The organism is Streptomyces sp. 2-1 (genome assembly GCF_048564895.1).
Classification (GTDB): Bacteria; Actinomycetota; Actinomycetes; order Streptomycetales; family Streptomycetaceae; genus Streptomyces; species Streptomyces phaeochromogenes.
The window spans coordinates 265702-284659 of record NZ_CP183383.1 but is presented as its reverse complement, the minus strand read 5'-3'; the positions used below and the strand labels follow the sequence as shown (position 1 = coordinate 284659).

Annotated in this window: 18 protein-coding genes and 2 pseudogenes; 10 read left to right on the top strand and 10 right to left on the bottom strand. The window is 68.3% G+C overall.

Annotation, left to right across the window (positions count from 1 at the left end):
• Nucleotides 1-40: 40 nt before the first annotated feature.
• Nucleotides 41-412 (bottom strand): antibiotic biosynthesis monooxygenase family protein, encoded by a 372-nt coding sequence (locus tag ACN20J_RS01385; RefSeq protein WP_419664908.1) that lies wholly within the window; start codon nt 410-412, stop codon nt 41-43.
• A 179-nt stretch (nt 413-591) separates the two neighbouring features.
• The gene (locus ACN20J_RS01380; RefSeq protein ID WP_419664907.1) at nt 592-1386 is read right to left on the bottom strand and encodes an alpha/beta fold hydrolase; all 795 of its coding nucleotides are present in this window, start codon (nt 1384-1386) and stop codon (nt 592-594) included.
• Nucleotides 1387-1535: 149 nt separating this feature from the next.
• Here ACN20J_RS01380 and ACN20J_RS01375 point away from each other — a divergent pair, with 149 nt between their 5' ends.
• The 7 genes from ACN20J_RS01375 (at nt 1536) to ACN20J_RS01345 (ending at nt 7357) form a co-directional block, all read left to right on the top strand.
• The gene (locus tag ACN20J_RS01375; protein WP_419664906.1) at nt 1536-2135 is read left to right on the top strand and encodes a TetR/AcrR family transcriptional regulator; all 600 of its coding nucleotides are present in this window, start codon (nt 1536-1538) and stop codon (nt 2133-2135) included.
• 346 nt (nt 2136-2481) lie between these two features.
• On the top strand, nt 2482-2775 hold the full coding sequence (locus tag ACN20J_RS01370; RefSeq protein WP_419664905.1) for a hypothetical protein: 294 nt from the start codon (nt 2482-2484) through the stop codon (nt 2773-2775).
• Nucleotides 2776-3034: 259 nt separating this feature from the next.
• On the top strand, nt 3035-4186 hold the full coding sequence (locus ACN20J_RS01365) for an amidohydrolase family protein (RefSeq protein WP_055612996.1): 1152 nt from the start codon (nt 3035-3037) through the stop codon (nt 4184-4186).
• A 558-nt stretch (nt 4187-4744) separates the two neighbouring features.
• Nucleotides 4745-5449, top strand: a complete 705-nt coding sequence (locus tag ACN20J_RS01360) for a response regulator transcription factor (protein WP_189845427.1) — start codon at nt 4745-4747, stop codon at nt 5447-5449.
• 22 nt (nt 5450-5471) lie between these two features.
• Entirely contained in the window at nt 5472-6632 is a 1161-nt protein-coding gene (locus ACN20J_RS01355; protein ID WP_419664904.1) for a sensor histidine kinase, read from the top strand.
• Between the two features lie 273 nt (nt 6633-6905).
• On the top strand, nt 6906-7046 hold the full coding sequence (locus tag ACN20J_RS01350) for a hypothetical protein (RefSeq protein WP_419664903.1): 141 nt from the start codon (nt 6906-6908) through the stop codon (nt 7044-7046).
• 5 nt (nt 7047-7051) lie between these two features.
• Nucleotides 7052-7357, top strand: a complete 306-nt coding sequence (locus tag ACN20J_RS01345) for an alcohol dehydrogenase catalytic domain-containing protein (RefSeq protein WP_419664902.1) — start codon at nt 7052-7054, stop codon at nt 7355-7357.
• Here the strand turns inward: ACN20J_RS01345 and ACN20J_RS01340 are convergent.
• Nucleotides 7270-7728 carry a hypothetical protein gene (locus ACN20J_RS01340; RefSeq protein ID WP_419669102.1) on the bottom strand — a complete coding sequence of 153 codons (459 nt, stop codon included), beginning with the start codon at nt 7726-7728 and terminating at the stop codon, nt 7270-7272. The two genes, ACN20J_RS01345 and ACN20J_RS01340, sit on opposite strands and share 88 nt — an antisense overlap.
• A gap of 116 nt (nt 7729-7844) precedes the next feature.
• On the opposite strand from ACN20J_RS01340, the gene ACN20J_RS01335 reads away from it, so the two are divergent.
• Both ACN20J_RS01335 and ACN20J_RS01330 read left to right on the top strand, forming a co-directional pair.
• Complete coding sequence (locus ACN20J_RS01335) at nt 7845-8909, top strand: quinone oxidoreductase family protein (protein WP_419664901.1); 1065 nt, start codon at nt 7845-7847, stop codon at nt 8907-8909.
• 731 nt (nt 8910-9640) lie between these two features.
• Nucleotides 9641-10065 (top strand): annotated as a pseudogene (locus ACN20J_RS01330) (transposase); the annotation flags it as partial.
• 5 nt (nt 10066-10070) lie between these two features.
• On the opposite strand, the pseudogene ACN20J_RS01325 reads toward ACN20J_RS01330, so the two are convergent.
• The 4 genes and pseudogenes from ACN20J_RS01325 to ACN20J_RS01310 form a co-directional block, all read right to left on the bottom strand.
• A pseudogene (locus ACN20J_RS01325) lies at nt 10071-10193 on the bottom strand (IS5/IS1182 family transposase); the annotation flags it as partial.
• A gap of 36 nt (nt 10194-10229) precedes the next feature.
• Complete coding sequence (locus ACN20J_RS01320; RefSeq protein ID WP_419664900.1) at nt 10230-12578, bottom strand: alpha-L-fucosidase; 2349 nt, start codon at nt 12576-12578, stop codon at nt 10230-10232.
• 237 nt (nt 12579-12815) lie between these two features.
• Nucleotides 12816-13298, bottom strand: coding sequence for a hypothetical protein (locus ACN20J_RS01315; RefSeq protein ID WP_419664899.1), 483 nt, complete (start codon nt 13296-13298; stop codon nt 12816-12818).
• 514 nt (nt 13299-13812) lie between these two features.
• Nucleotides 13813-14712: a helix-turn-helix transcriptional regulator gene (locus ACN20J_RS01310; RefSeq protein WP_419664898.1), complete on the bottom strand. Its 900-nt coding sequence runs from the start codon at nt 14710-14712 to the stop codon at nt 13813-13815.
• Between the two features lie 137 nt (nt 14713-14849).
• On the opposite strand from ACN20J_RS01310, the gene ACN20J_RS01305 reads away from it, so the two are divergent.
• The gene (locus ACN20J_RS01305; protein WP_419664897.1) at nt 14850-15629 is read left to right on the top strand and encodes an NAD(P)H-dependent oxidoreductase; all 780 of its coding nucleotides are present in this window, start codon (nt 14850-14852) and stop codon (nt 15627-15629) included.
• A 23-nt stretch (nt 15630-15652) separates the two neighbouring features.
• On the opposite strand, the gene ACN20J_RS01300 is transcribed toward ACN20J_RS01305, so the two are convergent.
• From ACN20J_RS01300 to ACN20J_RS01290, 3 genes are all read right to left on the bottom strand, one after another.
• Nucleotides 15653-15997, bottom strand: coding sequence for a hypothetical protein (locus ACN20J_RS01300; protein ID WP_419664896.1), 345 nt, complete (start codon nt 15995-15997; stop codon nt 15653-15655).
• Between the two features lie 394 nt (nt 15998-16391).
• Nucleotides 16392-17645: an SLC13 family permease gene (locus ACN20J_RS01295; protein ID WP_361919460.1), complete on the bottom strand. Its 1254-nt coding sequence runs from the start codon at nt 17643-17645 to the stop codon at nt 16392-16394.
• 110 nt (nt 17646-17755) lie between these two features.
• Complete coding sequence (locus tag ACN20J_RS01290) at nt 17756-18877, bottom strand: PrpF domain-containing protein (protein ID WP_419664895.1); 1122 nt, start codon at nt 18875-18877, stop codon at nt 17756-17758.
• Between the last annotated feature and the right edge of the window lie 81 nt (nt 18878-18958).

Here is an 18958-nt window from a genome sequence, read left to right as displayed (position 1 = left end):
TGTGCGTGGCGACGTATAACCCGGAACCGGGGAGCGGACGTCATTCCCCTTCGCAGACGCCCTCGACAGCGAACTTCTGGTACAGGTGCGGGTAGGCGACGGTACCGGCAGGGTAGCGCTCCAGGTGCGTGGCGAACTCCGGCGTGCCGAGCGCTGCACGGAGGTGCTCGGTGGATTTCCAGACCGCGACGTTGGTGAACAGTCGGCTGCCGCCGATGCCCCGGTACAGCTGCACCGAAAGCAGGCTCCCCGACTTCTTCATGTACTCCGCGTCGTCCGTCCAGGCGGCCACAACCTCGTCCTCCTTACCTTCCGGGGCGACGAACGTGTTGATGATGGTGACCGGGCCGCCCTTCTCCTTCTGCTGGTCGCGGAAGTGGGTGGACCCGTCGAGATTGCCGAAGCTGAGCATGGTTCCTCCATGAACTCGAGAGGGGAAGTGGGTCTACGAACCCACAGAATTCAAGTGATTCGGGACCGCGAGGCGGACAATTCCATCATTAGGGCTTGTAAGTGACTCGCGATCAATCGCCGGTCCGGGGGAGGGGCTGCGCCTGTTGTTCGTTGCGTGGCCGCGCCCGTGGTGCGTTGTCAGGCGTGGTGCTTGTCGAGGAAGTCGGTGGTTAGCTGCAGCCATTCGTCGGTCCGCTCCAGCATCGGCAGGTGGCCGGTGGCGATGTCCGCGAGCTGGGCGCCGGGGATGGTCTCGGCGAGCTGGCGGTGCAGGGCGGTGGAGACGAGCCGGTCGTCGGTGGTCGAGACGACCAGAGTGGGGACGGTGATGCCGGCGAGGTCGTCCCGGACGTCGAGCCGGCCGACGAGGTCGGTCTGTTCGGAGCTGCCGTCGGCCGCGCCGGCGGCGACGTAGCCGAGGGTCTGCTGCAGTTGTTCGGCGGGCATGGATTCCAGCGCCTGCGTGCCGAGGGCCATCATGAGCTGGAATTCGGCGAGCAGTTCGCGGTCGCCGGATGCGGCGATCTTGCTCCAGACCGAGGAGGCGAGAGCGAGCCGGTTGTCGCGATGCGGGAAGGCGGCGGTCAGGACGAGTGCGGTGACGCGCTCGGGGTGGCGGGTAGCAGCGCGGATGGCGACCGGGCCGCCGAGGGAGTAGCCGGACACGGCGAAGCGGTCGAGGCCCTCTGCGTCGGCGGCGGTGATGAGCTGGTCGGCGAGGTCGTCGAGGGTCAGCGGGGTGGTGGAGCGGGGGGTGTCGCCGCTGCCGGGGTAGTCGATGCCGACGACGGTGTGGCGGGCGGCGAGTGCTTCCAGGACGGGGCCGTAGGTGCCGGCCAGGCTGCTGCCGGCGCCGTGGGCGAGGAGCAGGCCGGGGCCGGAGCCCAGGCGGGTGCGGGCGAACGCGGGTGCGGGCAGGTTCCGAGATGACATGGCTGTTCACCTTTCGAAGGTGCACCGTGACAAGTGAATCATCCAGTGCGTGTGATTACGCTCCAAGAACTATCACACGCAACGTATGATTCGGATTGGATTGTGACCTCAATCACACGCAATGTATGATGTGTGGGTAGGGTGGTGGCATGAAGCAGCCCCTCCATCGCCGTCAGCCGACCCCGGGCAACCCGCGCGTGCAGCGCACCCGCAACCGCGTGCTGGCCGTCGCACGAGAACTGCTGCCCCAGGTCGGCCCGTCCGGGCTGACCTACGCCCTGCTCGCCGAGCGGGCCGACGTCACCCGCCAGACCCTCTACCGGCACTGGCCCACCCGAGCCGCACTCCTCTTCGACCTCGTCCTCGAAGGCCCCGACCTCGGCACCTACCCCCAACCGGGCAACGACGTACGCAAGGTGGCCACCGCCTGGCTCAAAAGCCTGCGCGCCGGCGTCAGCGTCCCGGCCGTACGCACCGCGGCACTGGCCGTCACCGCTCAGGCCGACCACGACCCCGACAGCGCCCGGGCACTCGTCCGCATCAGCGAAGACCGCTACACCGGCTTCAACCAACTGCTCGAGCCTTCGGGCATCCAGATCAGCGACGACGAGTTCACCCTGCTCTACGGACCCGTCCTCGCCCGCCTCTTCCTCGACCGAGGCCAGGTCACCGACACCTTCATCGACGCCGTCGTCACCCAGTGGCTCACCACGCTCCAGCACGCCGACACACCGCAGGACTTCCAGTAGTAGTCACCGAGAGGTCTTGACGGAGACCAACCGGAACAACCGCGTTCAGGCAGCGAGAACGGACTCGTGTCAATCCGTCGTCGCCCCCGTCGAGTTGAGGCTTCCAAGAGCTGACCACCACTCCTGACGGACCCGTCCGAGTCAGTCTCGCGTTCGTCGTACGAGTCAGGTGACAGCACCTGGCCCTCCGCGTCAGCTTCTTCAGCACGGCGGCCGGGGCGGCACCTGAATCTGGAAGAAGGAGGAGACCGCCTCGGGAAGTGGGCGTCAGTCCGGCGCCTGGCTTCATGGAAGCTTCATGAGCTGAGCGGTACGTGCTTTATGGGGCGGCTGTTGTCTGGCGGTCATGCACGCACTCCTCATCCCGCCGGTGGACAGCGTTGGTCACCCTGCCGTGCGGCACCTGACGACGGCGGTTGACACCGCGCTGTCCGGCTCCGCTGTGATCGGCGCGTTCCTGCGTCCGGGGTCGTCCAAGCACGTGGATTCCGCTGGGCAGGAGGTCGGCGATGACGCGCTGCGGGACGGAACCGCCGGCCTGTTCACCAGGGTGAGGGCGGCGGCGTTGCTCGCGGGTCCGCGCCGCAGCCGACTGCCGGCCGGTGCGGCTACGTCGGCGCCATCGGGATCCCACGGCTGACTGTCGGATCAGCCTGTTGGCGGCGACTGGCCGGGCCGAGGAGCGGCCTACCCGCTTGCGCTCCCGGACCGGCCTGGACCTCGCGCATACCCGCCTGAGGAGAGGGCGGCCCTCATCACGGCGGGGACCATCGCGTCCTGCGTGGGCCCTGCCCGGCCTGGCGACGGAGCCGTGACGCACGCACATACGACCTGACTCGCACCCAGAACGAAGAGGGGAACTTGAAATGAACCTGCGACGGAACATCTCGCGTCGAAGGATGATCGAAGGCGCATCGGCCGCGGCGCTCGTCACGGCGGCGGCGGCCACGGTGCCTGCTGCCATGGCCAGTCCGGAGACGGCATCGTCCGGTCCGGGGCTGCCGAAGGGCAACTGGCGTATCGACACCCACGCGCACTACTCGCCCGACGTGTACAACGACTACCTGCAGCGCTACGGCCTCCTCGGCGCCATTACCGGGGCGTACGGTCCGTGGTCGGTCGAGCGGCACGTTGCCTTCATGGACCAGTACCGGATCCAGGCCAGCGTCCTGTCGTTCGGCGACCTCCAGGTCACCGTCGGCCCGGTCGACGACCGGCGCGCCACCGCCCGCGCGGTCAACGACTACGCCCACAACCTCGTGCAGACCCGGGGCGACCGGTTCGGGATCTTCGCGGTCACCCCGATGCCCGACATCGACGGCTCGGTGGCCGAGGTGGACCGAGCGCTCGGCGAGCTGGATCTCGACGGCATCTGCCTGCTCACCAACTACAAGGGCGTCTACCTGGGGGATCCTTCGTTCGCGCCTCTGTACGAGGTCCTCAACGACCGCCATGCCTACGTCTATGTCCACCCGACGGGTCCGGAGAACAACCCGGCTCCCAAGCTCTGCTTCGGCCCCGACATCCCGGCCGGCAACAACGTCTTCGAGTACAACTTCGACGCGACCCGTGCGATGACGAGCCTGATCTACAACGGTGTCCTGCGGGACTACCCGAACATCCGCTGGCACTTCACGCACTGCGGCGGGGCACTGCCGTTCCTGGCCTTCCGGCTTGCGACACGGCACTCGGCCTTCCCGCCGTTCAACGAGGTGCTGCCGGAAGGACCCCTCAAGTACATCAAGCGGATGTTCTTCGACAATGCACAGGCGTTCACCGCCGCGCAGTTGGAGCCGCTGGCGTCGCTGGTGCCCGACGACCACATCATGTTCGGCAGCGACTGGCCCGCGACCCGCCACCTCTACGCGGCCGACAACGTCGAGACGATGCCCTTCCTCAAGGGCAGCCTGCCGAATCTCAAGGCAGGCGACCCCGAACCGACCGTCGACGAGATCTACAGTCGGCGCCAGCGGATCGCTCTGGAGCGGACCAACGCCCTCGAGCAGTTCCCGAAGCTGAAGGCGCGTATACGCCGCGCCGGCTCGCGCTGAGCCACGACCACGAGCCGAGCCCGCCGCCCGCTGCCCCGCCGACGGGGCGCGGGCGGTGCTCTGTGCAAGGTCAGCGCGGCCAACCGAGGGGCCATCGACGGGAAATCGACGTCGCCTGCCGGTCGAACGCGGCCCGCAGGACGGGGAAGCAGGCAGGACGGGGAAGCAGGTTCGCACAGGGCTGCTTCGACCGTGGCGGGTCGTCGCTCCTGTCTCAGCGAGATCACCGCGGCCCTCGGCGTTCGGCCCGTTGCGGTGGCGGGCCCGGTGCGGCGGTGGGCTCGGCTGCCGCGGTACGCAGCCAGGCGAGGGCCAAGCCGAGGTGCCCAGGTGGAGCGCGGCCACAACGTGCACCGGTGACGAGGATCCGTGCGGGGTACTGCTCGACGACCCGGCGGCCCGGCGCCGGAAGGGCCAGGCAGTCCGAGAGATCGTTACCGACGACGACATCCACCGTACGCTGGTCACATTCGAGGCCCTCCACCTCCACGCCGCCGGTCACCCCGCGGCCATGACGGCCCTCCCCTTCCCTCCCCACCTCGGGCGAAAGCGAGCACGATGAGTACGCAGCGCGTTCTGGTCGTCGATGACGAACCCAAGATCCGCATGACCGTGCGCGGCTACCTGGAGGCGGACGGGTTCCACGTCGTCGAAGCCGCGGACGGACCGTCCGCCCTGCAAGCGGTCACCCGTGACCGGCCGGACCTCGTTGTGCTCGATGTGATGCTCCCCGGGCTGGACGGATTCCAGGTCCTGCGCCGCATCCGGGAGGCGAGCCAGATCCCGGTCATCATGCTCACCGCCCGGGACGAGGAAGTCGACCGGCTGATCGGCTTCACCACCGGCAGCGACGACTACGTCACCAAGCCGTTCAGCCCCCGCGAACTGGCACTACGGGTACGTGCCATCCTGCGGCGCACCGACAGCCGCCCCGAGGCGGCCCAGGAGGACGCCGTGCTGCGCTTCGACGGTCTGACTGTCGATCCCGAGACACGAACAGTCCTCGTCGATGCCGACCGGACGGTGGAGCTTTCCGCTCTCGACTTCGATCTGTTGTTCGCAATGGCCGGGGCCCCTGGGAGGGTCTTCACCCGGCGCGGACTGCTGACCCACGTGTGGGGCGAGGACTTCTTCGGCGACGAGCGCGTCGTGGACGTACACATCCGGACTCTGCGGCGCGCGCTGGGCGACGAGGCGAGCGCACCCCGTTTCGTCGGCACCGTCCGCACCATCGGCTACCGGTTCGTCGGGCGCCCCGTCTGACGGCCAGGAAGGACACCCAGCCATGCCGTCCCCCGGCTTCCCGGCCTACCGCACATATCGTGCGCGGCTGCGCCGAATCCAGCAGCGGATGTCGCTGCGCAACCGGCTGGTGCTCTCGCACGTCATGGTGCTCCTCCTGGCACTGGCGGCCATGGCGGCGATCAGCGCGCTGATCGAGGTGTGGCTCGGGCTCGACGACATCGAAGGCGACGTGGTCCTGCAGATCGGCCTCTTGTTCGGACTGGGCGCGGCTTTCCCGGCGTCCGTCGCCCTGTCCCGGTTTCTGCTGCGCCCCCTCGACAAGGTGCGCGCCGCTACGCGCCGGCTCGCCGAGGGACACTACGACGACATCCTCGAACTCCCCAGCGAGCCGGGCCTGGCGGCGCTGGTCGAAGACGTCAATACGCTGGCGGCAGCCCTCGCCGACACCCAACGTCGTCGCGCCCGGCTCATTTCGGAGGTGGCCCACGAGATGCGGACCCCCATCACCCTCCTACGCGGCCAGATCGAGGGTGTGGCCGACGGCATCTTCATCCCCGACGAGGCGATGTTCGCCTCCCTCGCCGACGACCTTCACCGGCTGCAGCGCTTGGCAGGCGACCTCTCCAGCCTGTCCCGGTCGGAGGAGGCTGCCTTCGATCTTCACCGCAAGCCCACCGACGTGGCCACGCTGGCACGGGCCACAGCCGAGCGACTGCGCCCTCAGTACGAGGACCAGACGGTAGCCCTTGCCGTCGACGCGGGCACCCCCGTCAGCGCCTCCTGCGACCCGGACCGGATCACTCAGATCCTGGTGAACCTGCTCGGCAACGCACTGGCTGCGTGCGATGCGCACGGGTATGTGGCGCTGTCCGTGCACACCGAAGCGTCTCCCGGCCACGTGATCGTCCGCGTCACGGACGACGGCATCGGCATCGCCGAACATGACCTCGAGCGCATCTTCCACCGCTTCGAACGCCTCGAACATCCCGGCCGACCCGCTGCCGCCGGCGGCAGCGGCATCGGCCTGACCATCGCCCGAGGCATCGCCCGCGCCCACGGCGGAGACATCACCGCGGAATCCGCTGGACTGGGCAAGGGAGCAACGTTCACCTTGCGCCTACCGCAGGAACCCGCCCCAGAGGGCGGCATGCCTCAGGATCCCGCTGACTCCATCGACCCATCGGCCCCGGAGCGGCGGTGATGAGCAGGCCGCGGTCGTGAAGGACGCCGAGCACTGCGCTCAATGCACGTCGCCGACCTCGGCGACGACGAGGGCACGTGTGCGGCTTGCCTGGGCGCGTGACACGGCCAGCGTCCCGGGAATCGCTCGGTCCGCAGGTCTTCCCTGGGCGCGGTCAGCAGGGCCAACTCCCTTTCGCTGACACCAGGGGATGCGGCGCGGCCACCTCGGCGGCCAGCCAGAAGGATAGGAAGGACAGGGGGAGTGGCACCGCCCCTGCCGAGGACGGAGGCGTTGTCCGAAATTCCCCGCTGCGGTGATACCGGGTACGACGGGAAGTATTCGTCGATCCTGTACGAGGAGTTCGGCGGCTCCGAGGCCCTGCGGCTCGCGGAGATCGAGGAGCCGAGTGCCCACCCGGCCACGTCCGGCTGAAGGTCATGGCCGTCGGAGTCAACAGCGTGGACCACAGTGTCCGCGGCGGCTGGCCGCATCGCTTGTTCCCCTTGATCCTCCCCTTCACTCTGGGCTCGGAAGCGGTCGGCATCGTCGACTGGGCCGACGAGGGCGTCACCGACATCTCGGTCGGGGACGGGGAGCGGGCGCCAGCGTGGAGAGCCGGCTTCATGGAAGCTTCATACGCCCAGTGGTACATGCTTTATGAGGCGGCTGTTGCCTGGAGGGCATGCAGGTCTTCCTCGTCCCGCCATCGACCGCCGTTGATCACCATGGTGTGCGGCACTTGACGACGGCGGTTGATATCGCGCTGTCCGGGTCCGTCGTGCTGGGCGCGCTCCTTCATCTGGAGTCGAGCGGGCACGTGGATCCGGTGGGGCACACGCTGAGCGAGCACGCGCCGCATGAAGGAACCGCCGGCCTTTTCACGGCCGGTGCGGGGGCAGCGGCGGCGTTGCCCGCGGGTCCGCTCCACAGCCGACCGCCAGCAGCACAGGCTGCCTTGGGCGTCGGGTGCGCCGGACTTGCGCTCAGCCGTAGATCTGCGCGTGATCCCGACGCCGTCGCCCGACCCGGACACGGCGGGGCGGAACTTCGAACTGACGCTCACCGGCCCCGAGACCAAGTGGCCGATCGTCGGAATGTTCAGTTCCCGATCCATCCCTGGTAAGCCGCCTGGCCGAGGTGCGCTCGCCCACGGTCTCACCAGGTGGGCGAGGCACAGGCGGCTCCATGGAGTCCTACATGAACCGCGTAACGATCTGAAGGAACGTGAGAGTGGAACAGACCATGATGGCGGTCCGCCTGTTCGAGCATGGTGGGCCCGAGGTGCTCAAGTACATCGAGGCGCCGATTCCCGAGGTCGGCCCCGATGACATCCTGATGCGCGTGCACGCCACGGCCGTCAACAGCTGGGACCTGCGCTACCGCTCGGGCAACCTGCCGCAGCCCCTTCCAGGGCGGCCGCCGTGGCCTGTGCCGTTCCAGCTCGGCCGGGACGCGGCTGGTGAAATCGTCGCCACCGGCGAGAACGTCACCAGGTGGAGCCCCGGCGACAGGGTGGTGCAGCTTCCGCACCCGCCGTGCCGTAACTGCGCCCTGTGTGTACGCGGGTTCGAAAACCTGTGCATCGACACTGCCTACCCCGGACACCAGGTCTTCGGCGGATACGCCCAGTACGTTGTGCGTCGCCAGGACGCGATCCTGCCCATCCCCGACGGCGTCGACTTCGAGACAGCCGCAGCCACCATGTGGACCTACACCACTCCGCTCAACTGCGCGCGGCAGGCACCTGTCGGTCCCGGCGACACGGTGGTCATCACCGGCGCCAGCGGGGGGATGGCGATCGCCTGCGCACAACTGGCGAAGCTGAGCGGAGCCACCGTCATCGGCACGACCACCAAGCCGCACCGCGACGAAGCGCTCAGGAAGCTCGGCTACGACCACATCGTGCACTCCACCGATCCGCGACTGCCCGCACAGGTCAGGGAGCTGACGCGCGGTCTGGGCGCCGACGCCGTCTGGGACTGTGTCGGCGGCAACGACTTCTTCCAGCTGTCCCTTTCCTGTATACGCCTCGGTGGCACGGTCATCGTCCTGGGCACACCGACCGACCAGGGATCCCGGCTCGAGCTGGACGCACTCGCCCTCATCGGCGGGCAGGTGAGGATCGCCAGTGTGCGCGGCGCGACCCTGCGGGACCAGCAGCTGTGCCTGGAACTGCTGGCGGACGGAAAGATCACCCCGATCATCGACCGGGCCTTTCCCCTGGCAGAGGCAGCCCAAGCCCACACATACCTGGAAAGCCAACGACAGACCGGCAAAGTGCTCCTCCTGCCATGACACCCCGACCCGACTACTGAAGAGGTGATGGCGGCAGAACCCCCGGCAGAGACAGGTGATAACGGTGTGATCGCCAGCCTTGTAGGCGACCCGCTCGAAGACCATCCCTGGCCACATCGCGCAGTTCACCGAGGAAGCCGGCGGGCTCGGCTTCGCCAACGGCGCCGCGGGCGTGCTGTGCGCACTGCACGTCAGCGGCGCCGGAGACCATCCCGAGCGGGTCGACTGGCTGATCCACCGTCTGCACCAACCCGGCCGCGACCTCCCAATGGGCTTCTACGACGGAGCACACGGGATCGCGCACGCACTCTGGGTCCTGGGCCGCCCGGACGAGGCGGTGGAACTGGTGGACCGCGCCCGTGCTGTCGACCCGGACCGACTCGGCAGCAGCTTGTACGGCGGGCTGTCGGGTATCGGTTTGAACCTGCTGTCCTTCGCCGACCGCTGCGACAGTGCCGCCTACCGCGACAAGGCCGACCAGATTGCCGCCACTGTACGCAGACGGCTGGAGGAGCGGCTCCGTACCCAAACCGAAACGGAGCACGCCACCGACCTCGCCACCCCGGCCGGCCTGATGCGGGGAGCCTCCAGTCCTGCACTGTTCATGACCGCGATGTTCGAAGCGAGCGGTGACGAGTCCTCCCTTGATGCCGCTGCCGACGCGTTGCGGCTGGATCTGCTGCGCTGCGTGCCCGACGCGCAGGGAGTGATGCAATTGAACCGAAATCGCAGACAACATGAACCGGATAGGCGAGCTCGTCGACGCCGGCCCTGCGGCCGGCCTCCCCGAGGAAACAGGGATCGGCCCTGTCACCGCAGCCACCGTCCTGGTCGCCTGGTCCCACCTGGGACGGGTCCGTGACGAAGCCGCATTCGCCGCCCTCGCCGATGTGAGACCCATCCCCGCCTCCTCGGGCAACACCCTCGCCACCGCCTCAATCGCGGCGGCGACCGGCGTCTCAACCGCGCTCTGAACGGCATCTCGGTGGTCCGCATGGTGCATCACCCGCATACCCGCGCCTACGTTGGCCGACGGCGGACCGAAGGTAAGACAGACCGCGAGATCCGCCGCTGCCTCAAGCGCTACCTCGCCCGACGCCTCTACTGCCACCTCATCAACGCCGCTGCGGCGAAATTGGGGGTTGACGGGACATAGAGGCTTCATTGGAAGTCGATCATCGCGACGCGGATTATGGCTTCGGAACGGTGGGGGTGGGTTTCGTAGTCGCGGACCAGTCGGCAGTGGTGCGTCAGCCAGCCGAGGGTCCGCTCGACAACCCACCTGAGCCAGACCAACCAAGATCCCCGTCAGAGTCAAGCTCAGGCACGCCAATGCACTTTGAACACCCACGCGTGCTGCCCCGCCTTGCGTGCGGCTTCGGGGACGTCGATCACGAGTGCGCCGTTGCTGAGGGTCCATGTCAGGGGGCGGCCGTGGCCGAGCATCGTCACCTTGTCGCCGCTGCGGATCGGGACCGGCGCCTCGACAGTGAGTTTGGCGCTCGGTCTGGCCAGGGAGTGGATGTAGAAGGCCTCGTCCGGGCGGACGGTGAACCGCAGGTCCTCACCCAGTTCGGCCATCCGGGACCAGTACGTGGTGTCGTAGATCGCCTCTCCGTTGGTGCGCAGCCAGCGGCCCGTTTCACGCAGCCGGGTCTGCATGATCTCGGGGATGGTGCCGTCGGCACGCGGTCCGATGTCGAGGAGGAAGTTGCCGTTCTTGGAGACGATGTCGACGAGGCTGTGCACGACCTCTTCGGTCGTCATGTAGGCGTTGTCAGGTGTCGCCTGGTTGTAGCCGTAGCTGAACGGGTCCAGGCCGCGGCTGGACTCCCACTTGGCGACGACGGTGTTGTCGTACGTCGTGTACTCGGGCGTTGTGAAGTCGTGGAAGGCGATGCCCGAACGGTCGTTGACGGTGACTTCGATGGGTCGGGCGCGGTTCTTCGCGTGGTTGAAGTAGTCGGCCAGGACATGGAGGCTGTCGTTTGCGCCGCCGATGTCGCACCAGATGAGCTCCGGGTCGTAGCCCTGGATCAGCTCCAGCATTTGCGGAGCCTGGTAGTCCTTCACGAAGTCCTTGCCCCCGGTGTAACCCGTGTAGGGCACCGGCTCCTGGGTGTACGGATTACGCGGGGCGTGCCCCATCCAGGGATTGTCCGGGTTGAACCACTCGGGCATGGAGAAGTAGAGCCCGCGGTGGAGTTCGGGTGTGTAGCGGCGGGACGCATCGAAGAGTTCCTTGATGAGGTCCCGTTTCGGACCCATCTTCACGGAGTTGCGGTCGGAGACCTTCGTGTCCCACAGGGCGAAGCCTTCGTGGTGCTTGGAGGTCAGCACGTGGTACTCCGCGCCCGAGTCCCGGAACAGCTCGACCCAGGCGCGCGGATCGAACTTCTCCGCCGTGAACATCGGGATGAAGTCGTCGTAGGCGAAGTCCTCGCCGTACTTCTCGCTGTGGTACCCGTAGACGGCGTTGGCCGGGTCCTGCATGTGGTTCCAGTACCACTCGGCGTACTGCTTGCCGACCGGCGACCAGGCGGGCACCGAGTAGACACCCCAGTGGATGAAGATGCCGAACTTGGCGCCCTGGAACCAGTACGGAGCCTGGTGGCCGGAGAGAGAAGCCGCAGTGGGCTGGTAGTCGGCGACGCCGAGGGTCAACCGGCTTTTCTGCGAGGCGGCTTGGGTTCCGCGTCCGGTGACGGTCACCGAGCCGTCCCGGGCAGTGCCGGGGGCGGTGCCCGCACGGTTGCGGATGCCGACGCGGATGCGGGCCTGCTCGCCGGGGTCCAGGCGGCGGACGCGCGCGGCCTCGACGGTGCGCGCTCCCGGAACTTCGACGCGCACTGACACGCCGTCCGCGGCCAGGACGGCGATCGTCCCCGCGTTGACGACGGTGGCTTCGATGCTCTGGGCGCCGGACGTCTCCAGGAGCGAGTTCGTGGACCGGGCCGCGCGCAGGGCCAGCGCACGTCCCTGTGCGGCAGGTTGCAGGGACAGCGCGAACACGTGGAGCGAAGCCTTGTTCGCCTGTGCCGGGTTGGTCACCGGGAGCGTGATTGCCACGGCGTCGCGCTGTGGGTCGAGCCACAGCTCGGACGTGCCGATCCCTACGCGGTGTTCGTCCTTGGTGCCGTCTGGTGCGTAGCGGTACGCCGCCGACAGCGATCCACCCGTGGCGTACCAGTCGGATCCGCCGAGGGTGGCGGTCGTGGTCGAGCCGTCGGCGTAGTGGACCGTGGCTTTGCCGGAGGCGTTGCCGTAGCTGCCCGCGGTGAGGAAGACGGCTGAGAGGTAGCGGTCTGTGGGCAGTTCGACGCGCTGGCCGAGTGCGACGACGTTGTTCTTCGCGCCGGCACTCGAGGTCGGGAAGACGAAGGATGTGCCGTCGACTTCGACACGGCCCGTGGGAAGTTCCTCGCCCGGGAACGTGTAGCCCGAGCCGTCGAAGTCACCGCCGCGTGCGGAGGCCGTGTCGACGCCGTCGTTGTCGTAGAGGGAGTCGAGCGGGACAGGGACGGGGGCGGGGACGGGAGCCCACGGCCCTGCGTGCTCGGTGAGTGGTTCGCCGGCGTGTGCGGCCGTGGTCGAGGTGAGGGGAAGGGCTGTTGCTGCGGCGACTCCGGCTGCGGCGCCTAGGATCTGACGTCTCGGATATGCATCCATGAGCGGCTCCAATTCATCGGATGTCTGATGGTTAAGGAGAGTCGCGACGCTGTCAATGGTGAGGGCAGAGAGGGGAGTTGGGGAAATTCGTAGGATGACAAGTAGGCTCGGCTGTATGTCCTGTTCGGCCAGGTGCTGGTGGGTCTCAGTCGCACCACCGTGCGCGATGACGGAAGGTCCTGCATCCGGGCGAGCCCCGCCCCGGCGCCGCGGGAACGGCTGCGCCCATCACTGCGATCAGGGCGTCGAGAACTCACGAGACACGCAACGGCCCACCGGCCAGCCTCTGTCGCAGGGCGTCGTTGTCGTCGTGGTGGACGACCTCGTCGAAGCGCAGCCGCAGTCCGTGCTTGGCCAGTAGGCCGGCCACGATCGCGTCGAGCCGTTCGCGGGCAGGAGCGGGCCGACGAAGGCGAAGGTGGCGATGCCGGCCTCGCGTAGTTCCGTAAGGGTGCGCAGGCGGGTGGCGAGCGGGGCGCGAACCTCCAGCCAGCGACTGACCTTGTCGTCCGCGGTGGTTACGGTCATGCCGACCTCGGCCCATGGCCGGCTGGTGAGCAGGTCGATGTCGCGGGTGGCGACGGGCGACTTGGTCAGGATGCGGACCAGGCCCGGGTAGGCGATTGGGAATTGTCCAGTAGGGCTGCCACGCACAGCCGGACAACCGTTCATCACCGGCACCTTCACTACGCCTCTGGCCAGCGCATACCAGGCCGTCATGAACCAGAACGGCCGGAGATCCGCTGAGAGCGGCAGTCTGCGGGGGCGGTTGTGCATCTCATCGGCGCGGAAGACGTCGTGCTCGGAAAAGAACAGGGCCCGTCTTCTGCTGATGAAAAGCTGGAGAGTATGGCAGTCGCTGGCCCGGGCGGTCGACTGGTGGAGCAGGGCCCCGGCCCGCCCTGGCGCGAATGCGAGTGAGGGCCGGGGGAGTGCCGATAGCCTCTACCAGCAAGCCGCCGACGTCAGCGATTCCCGCGACAGTATCGGCACAAGGCGGTCACTGTATGGGCTAAATCCGGACGGTTCGCCCGCTCCGCCCTGGTTCTGACTGAGCTGAAGCACGTTTGTTGTCGTAGGCAGGCTTGTTGTCACCGACGGGTCGTGGGCCGTCGGTGCGACCCCGGAGGGCTCATGGCGCGGCTACCTCAGCCCGATTGAGTTCGAGGAGAAGCACTGTGCCGACCAGGCAACGGCCGAACGAACGAACCGGAAACCCGTCCTGACCAGCTGATCAGCACCTCCCGCAGGCCGGGGGAACCTCAGGTGGGTGGGCGTCGTTGAGTTGCTCGCGGATCTGAGCGTTCACTGTGGGATGCGCGTCACCGCTGCCCGCGCCGAGGCCCGCGAGCAGGCGCAGCCCGTCCTCGGCGGGGCTGTCGGGGGCCGCGGACAGCACCAGCAGCTCCATCCCTGATTCGTCTGGTAGTGCGAAGTTCTCCTGGTGCAGTTCCAGCAGTCCGACCAGCGGGTGCCGGTACGCCTTGCGGCCATGCGCGCGGGCGCGCACGTCCGCGCGGGCCCAGAGCCGCCGGAAGCGCTCGCTACGCATGGCCAGCTCGCCGATGAGCGAGGCCAGACGGGGGTCCCCGGGGTATTTGCCGGCGGCCAGGCGCAAGTGCCCGACCACGTCGAGGGTGCATTTCTCCCAGTCCGCGTAGAGGCCGCGCTCGGCCTCCTCAAGGAAGATGTGCCGGGCGGTGTTCAGGCCCGGCATCGGCCGGCCGTAGAGGAGCACGGCGAGGCGGTTCCCGGCCAGCACGTCCAGGCGGTAGTCCATGATCAGCGCGGGTGCATCGGCGACCAGGTCGAGGACGCGCAGCAGCTCCGTCCGGACCCGGCCGCCCGGCGCCTTCGCGCGGCGGCGGCGTTGCCGGGCGAGCCGGTAGAGGTGCCCGCGTTCGGTCTCGTCGAGGCAGAGGACGCGGGCGATGGCGTCGAGGACCTGCTCGGAGGGCTGGGTCGCGCGGCCCTGCTCCAGGCGTACGTAGTAGTCGACGCTGACTCCGGACAGATGCGCGACCTCTTCGCGGCGCAGGCCTTCAACCCGGCGGCGGCTGTCGGTGGGGATGCCGACGGCGGCCGGGTCGACCCGGGAACGCCGGGTCCGCAGGAAGCCCGCAAGATCGTCCATGCCCCCAGTATGGCGTCGGTGGTGCCCGTGAAGGTGGTCCTGCCGTTACCAGGAAGTCCCGTCCGACGGATGAGGCGCCCCTGAACGCCGGGTGCCGCGGCGCCCAGGATCGAAGGCACCGATCCGAAGGAGTTCCCATGAAGACGCTGATCGTCTACGCCCACCCGGAGCCGAAGTCTCTCAACAGCTCGCTGAAGAACCTCGCGGTGTCCACATTGGAGACCGCCGGGCACGAGGTTCGGGTGAGCGATCTGTACGCGATGAACTGGAAGGCGGTCGTGGACGCCGCGGACTACGGGCCCCACGCCTCAAGTCCGCTGAAGGTCGCCCTGGACTCGGGCCGGGCCTTCGACGCCGGGACGCTCACCCCGGACGTCCTCGCCGAGCAGGAGAAGCTGCTGTGGGCCGACACGATCATCTTCCAGTTCCCGCTGTGGTGGTACACGATGCCCGCGATCCTCAAAGGCTGGGTGGACCGGGTATTCACCTACCACTTCGCGTACGGCGTCGGCGAGCACAGCGACACCAAATACGGCGAGCGCTTCGGCGAAGGCACCCTCGCGGGCAGGAAGGCTCTGCTGTCGGTGACCGCCGGCGGCCCGGAGTCACATTACGCCGCTCGCGGGATCAACGGCCCCATCGACCATCTGCTGTTCCCGATCCACCACGGCATCCTCTACTACCCGGGCATCGAGGTGCTGCCGCCGTTCGTGCTCTACGGCACCGACCGGATGACCGACGAGGACTACCCGGACGTCGCCAAGGCCTGGGAACAGCGCCTGCTCACCCTTGAGTCGACCGAGCCGATCGCGTTCCGACGGCAGAACTTCGGCGACTACGAGATCCCCTCGCTGCACCTGAAGGAGGGACTTGAGCCCGCGGGCCGCACGAGTTTCGGGCTGCACGTTCGCAGCTGACCGCCCGCGCTCTCCCTGGAACGTCAGGGTGTCGGCGAGCCACGGGTTGCAGGTCTCCCAGGGGTGACCGTTGGAGAGCACGACCACTGGGCCGGGCTCGTGGGTGAGGTGACAGCACACGCCGCATCCGCACTCCGCTCCGGGTTGTAGGGCTGAGGGTGGGCGGTGTACTGGTCGTTGAAGTAGTCGGTGCCGTGCAGGGAGACGGCGGCCAGGATCAGGTCGCCGTAGACGATGTCGTCGGCCCGGGCCACGCGGGCGTGGTCGGCGTCGTCGGGGTAGGCGGTGACGATCGCCTCGAAGAAGTCGACGTGCTCGGGCAGGGGGCCTTTCCCGAGGCCGGTGCCCGGCCGTGAACGGCCGGGCACCGGAGGGTAGTTGGGGGTTTCAGAGCAGGATCGGATGCAGTACCGGCCGGACCTGCTCGACGGGTTCATCGCCGAGACCGGACTGATCACGACACCACCATGACGTCACCCAAACCGAAAACCTCAGTAGCCCAGCATGCGACAGGCCGCAGAGGCGCGGAGACGGCCCGCGACGGCGAGCGGGGTCGGGTGCGATAGTCCCGATGCGGAAGCGGCGGTCGCTTGACCTCCGGGTGAGGGCCTTACCCGCATTGCGTCGAAATCGTCGCATCGGTACACGCGCCCCGTCGCCGACTGCGTCTGTATCCCCCTGGTCCTGCACACAGAATCAGCACGGAGGGCGCCTTGCGTGGTCGTGCTCGGCGCCCTCCACTGTCCGTCGCCGGTCTTTGCGCTATGACCAGGGCAGGACCAAGGCGCCCCAGGCGACGACGGGGCCGAGAGCGACGATTCCGCCGGTGTAACCGATGACCTGGCGGTAGAAGCGGCGGGTGTCCACTCCACGGGCGTTGCTGAGGACGAGTGCTCCGTTGGTCGAGAAGGGAGAGGTGTCGACGATCGTCGTGGAGACGGCGAGCGCGGCGATCAGTCCGGCGGCGCTGAGGTGGCTGGAGAGCAGCAGTGGTACGGCAATGGGGATGATCGCTGTGAGAATCGCGGTGGAGGAGGCGAAGGCGGAGGTGATGGCCACGGTGAAGCACAGCAGCAGGGCGACGACGACCGGGGCGCCGAGGCCCGCCGCGTGTTCGGAGATCTCCTCGATGATGCCGGCCTTCTCCAGCATCGCGATGTACGTCATCATGCCCGCGACCAGCAGCAGAGTGGACCAGCTGATGCCGTCCACGGCCTTCTCCTGCCGCTTCATGTCCACCAGGGCGAGCAGGGCGCCGGCAGCCAGTGCAAGGAAGCCGATCTCCAGGTGGAAGCCGAGCGCGCCGACGACGAGGGCCACCAGAGAGGCGAGGGTGAGCCACTGCCGCCAATCGGGCCTGCCGGAGACGGCGAGGTCCTCGTCGTCGGCTGCCTCCGCGGCGCCCTCGACCAGCGGAGCGGGACGCTTGGCGAGCAGGGCGTAGGTGAGGATCGAGAGCACCAGGTTGATCAGGAAGCTGGCGCTGAACAGCGCCACGGCGGAGACCTGCAAATCGGTCTTGTCGACGAGGCCGAGCACCAGCGCACCGGAGACGGCGAGAGGGGAGAACGCGCCCGCGTGCCCGCCGCTGATCACCATCATGCCGACGACCAGCGGGTTGAGCTTGTAGCGGTAGGCGAAGTTCATGCCGATCGGCGCGAGGATCGCGACCGCGGCCGGGGTGAACGTACCGAACGCCGTCAGCAGGGCAGCCACCAGGAACAGCACCCAGGGGATGAGCTCCACCTTGCCGCGTACCAGCCGCACCCCGGCCGCGACGAGCCAGTCGATGGTGCCGTTGCGGCGGGCGACGGAGAACAGGTACGTGACTCCGACGATGGTGACGAAGAGCTTGGCCGGGAACCCCTCGAAGATCTCGTCCTCGGTGAGGCCGAGCGAGGCGGTGCCGACCGTGAAGGTGGCGACGAAGGCGAGGATGCCCAGGTTGATCGGCAGCACGGTGCCGACCACGAACATCACCAGCAGGGCGCCTATGGATATCACTTCAGCAGACATCTTTGTCCTTGGTGCGGTGGGGACGGGGTGGCGTCGCGCCCCGAGGGCGCGACGGTATCCGGGTGCGGTCGGCTGGGAGCCGGTCCGACCGAGGTGATGTTCGTCGCGGCTCAGGCGGCTTGCTGGCTGCCTGCTTCCGGTACGTAGATGCGGGCGTCGGCGAGCAGACGGGCCGCGCGCTGCACGGTGACCCGGTGCGGCAGGCCATCCCTTACGTCGGTGCAGCGGACTGCGACGACGCCGGCGGGCGTGCCGAGGCGCAACCACTCGTCGGTCGGGCCGCCCGTGGTCCGGGAGATCACGGACCCCTCCAGCAGCCCGGCCGCCGCGATGGCGACGGCGGAGGTCAGGCCGATCGCGGGGTGCGGGGCGTTCATGCTGAGCATGCGAACCGAGATGTCGTAGTCCTCGGCACCGATCGGTTCACCGAGGGTGGTGGTGTACGGCACCGGCGGGCCGACCAGGCCCACCTTGGGTACCGCGTCGCCCGGTTCCCCGCTCGGCTGGAGCAGCCCCATCAGGGGTGCGGCGGCATGACGGACGGTGCGCAGCCAGGGAACGTCTGCGCTCATCCGCTCCAGCGACTCGGCACCGGTACGCCCGGCGCTGGCGGCGTCGACAAGGACGACCGGAGCTCCTGCGGTCACCATGCTCACGCGTACCGGCTCGGCGGCGCCGACCCGCAGGTCCTGGGCGGCCTGGCCGGTGGGGAGCAACGATCCGGTGCTGCCACCGGCCGGATCGCGGAAGGTGAGGCCGACCGCGACCCCGCCGGCACGGGTGCCGGGTACCGTTTGGCGGCCGAAGTGATGCACCACGCCTCCGGGGGTGTCGACGATCCCTTCGAGGACCGCGCCGGTATTGGTGTTGCGCATCACCACGCGCGTCCGGTCGCCGGTGACCGGGACCATTCCCTTGGCCACCACGTACAGGGCGACGCCGGTGGCGCAGTTGCCGCAGTTGCTCGTCCACTCCACCGAGCCCGTCCCGATGCCGACTTGGGCGAACAGGTAGTCGACGTCGACGCCAGGCTGGGGTGAGGCGCTGACCACGGCCGCCTTTGAGGTGGTGGGGGTTGCCCCGCCCACCCCGTCCAGCTCCACGGGATCGGTGGCGCCGTACGCGGCGACCAGCAGCTTTTCGAGGTCGCCACGGTCGGCAGGGACTTCGACCTGGTTGAACAGCCAGCACTTGCTTGTGCCGCCACGCACCAGGGTCGCGGGAATGTGCACGTCTGAGGCTCTTCCTTGATCAACGGAGGTGGAGAAAGGGCCGAGGCAGCGGTTACGGGCGCATTGCGGACCGGTGAACCC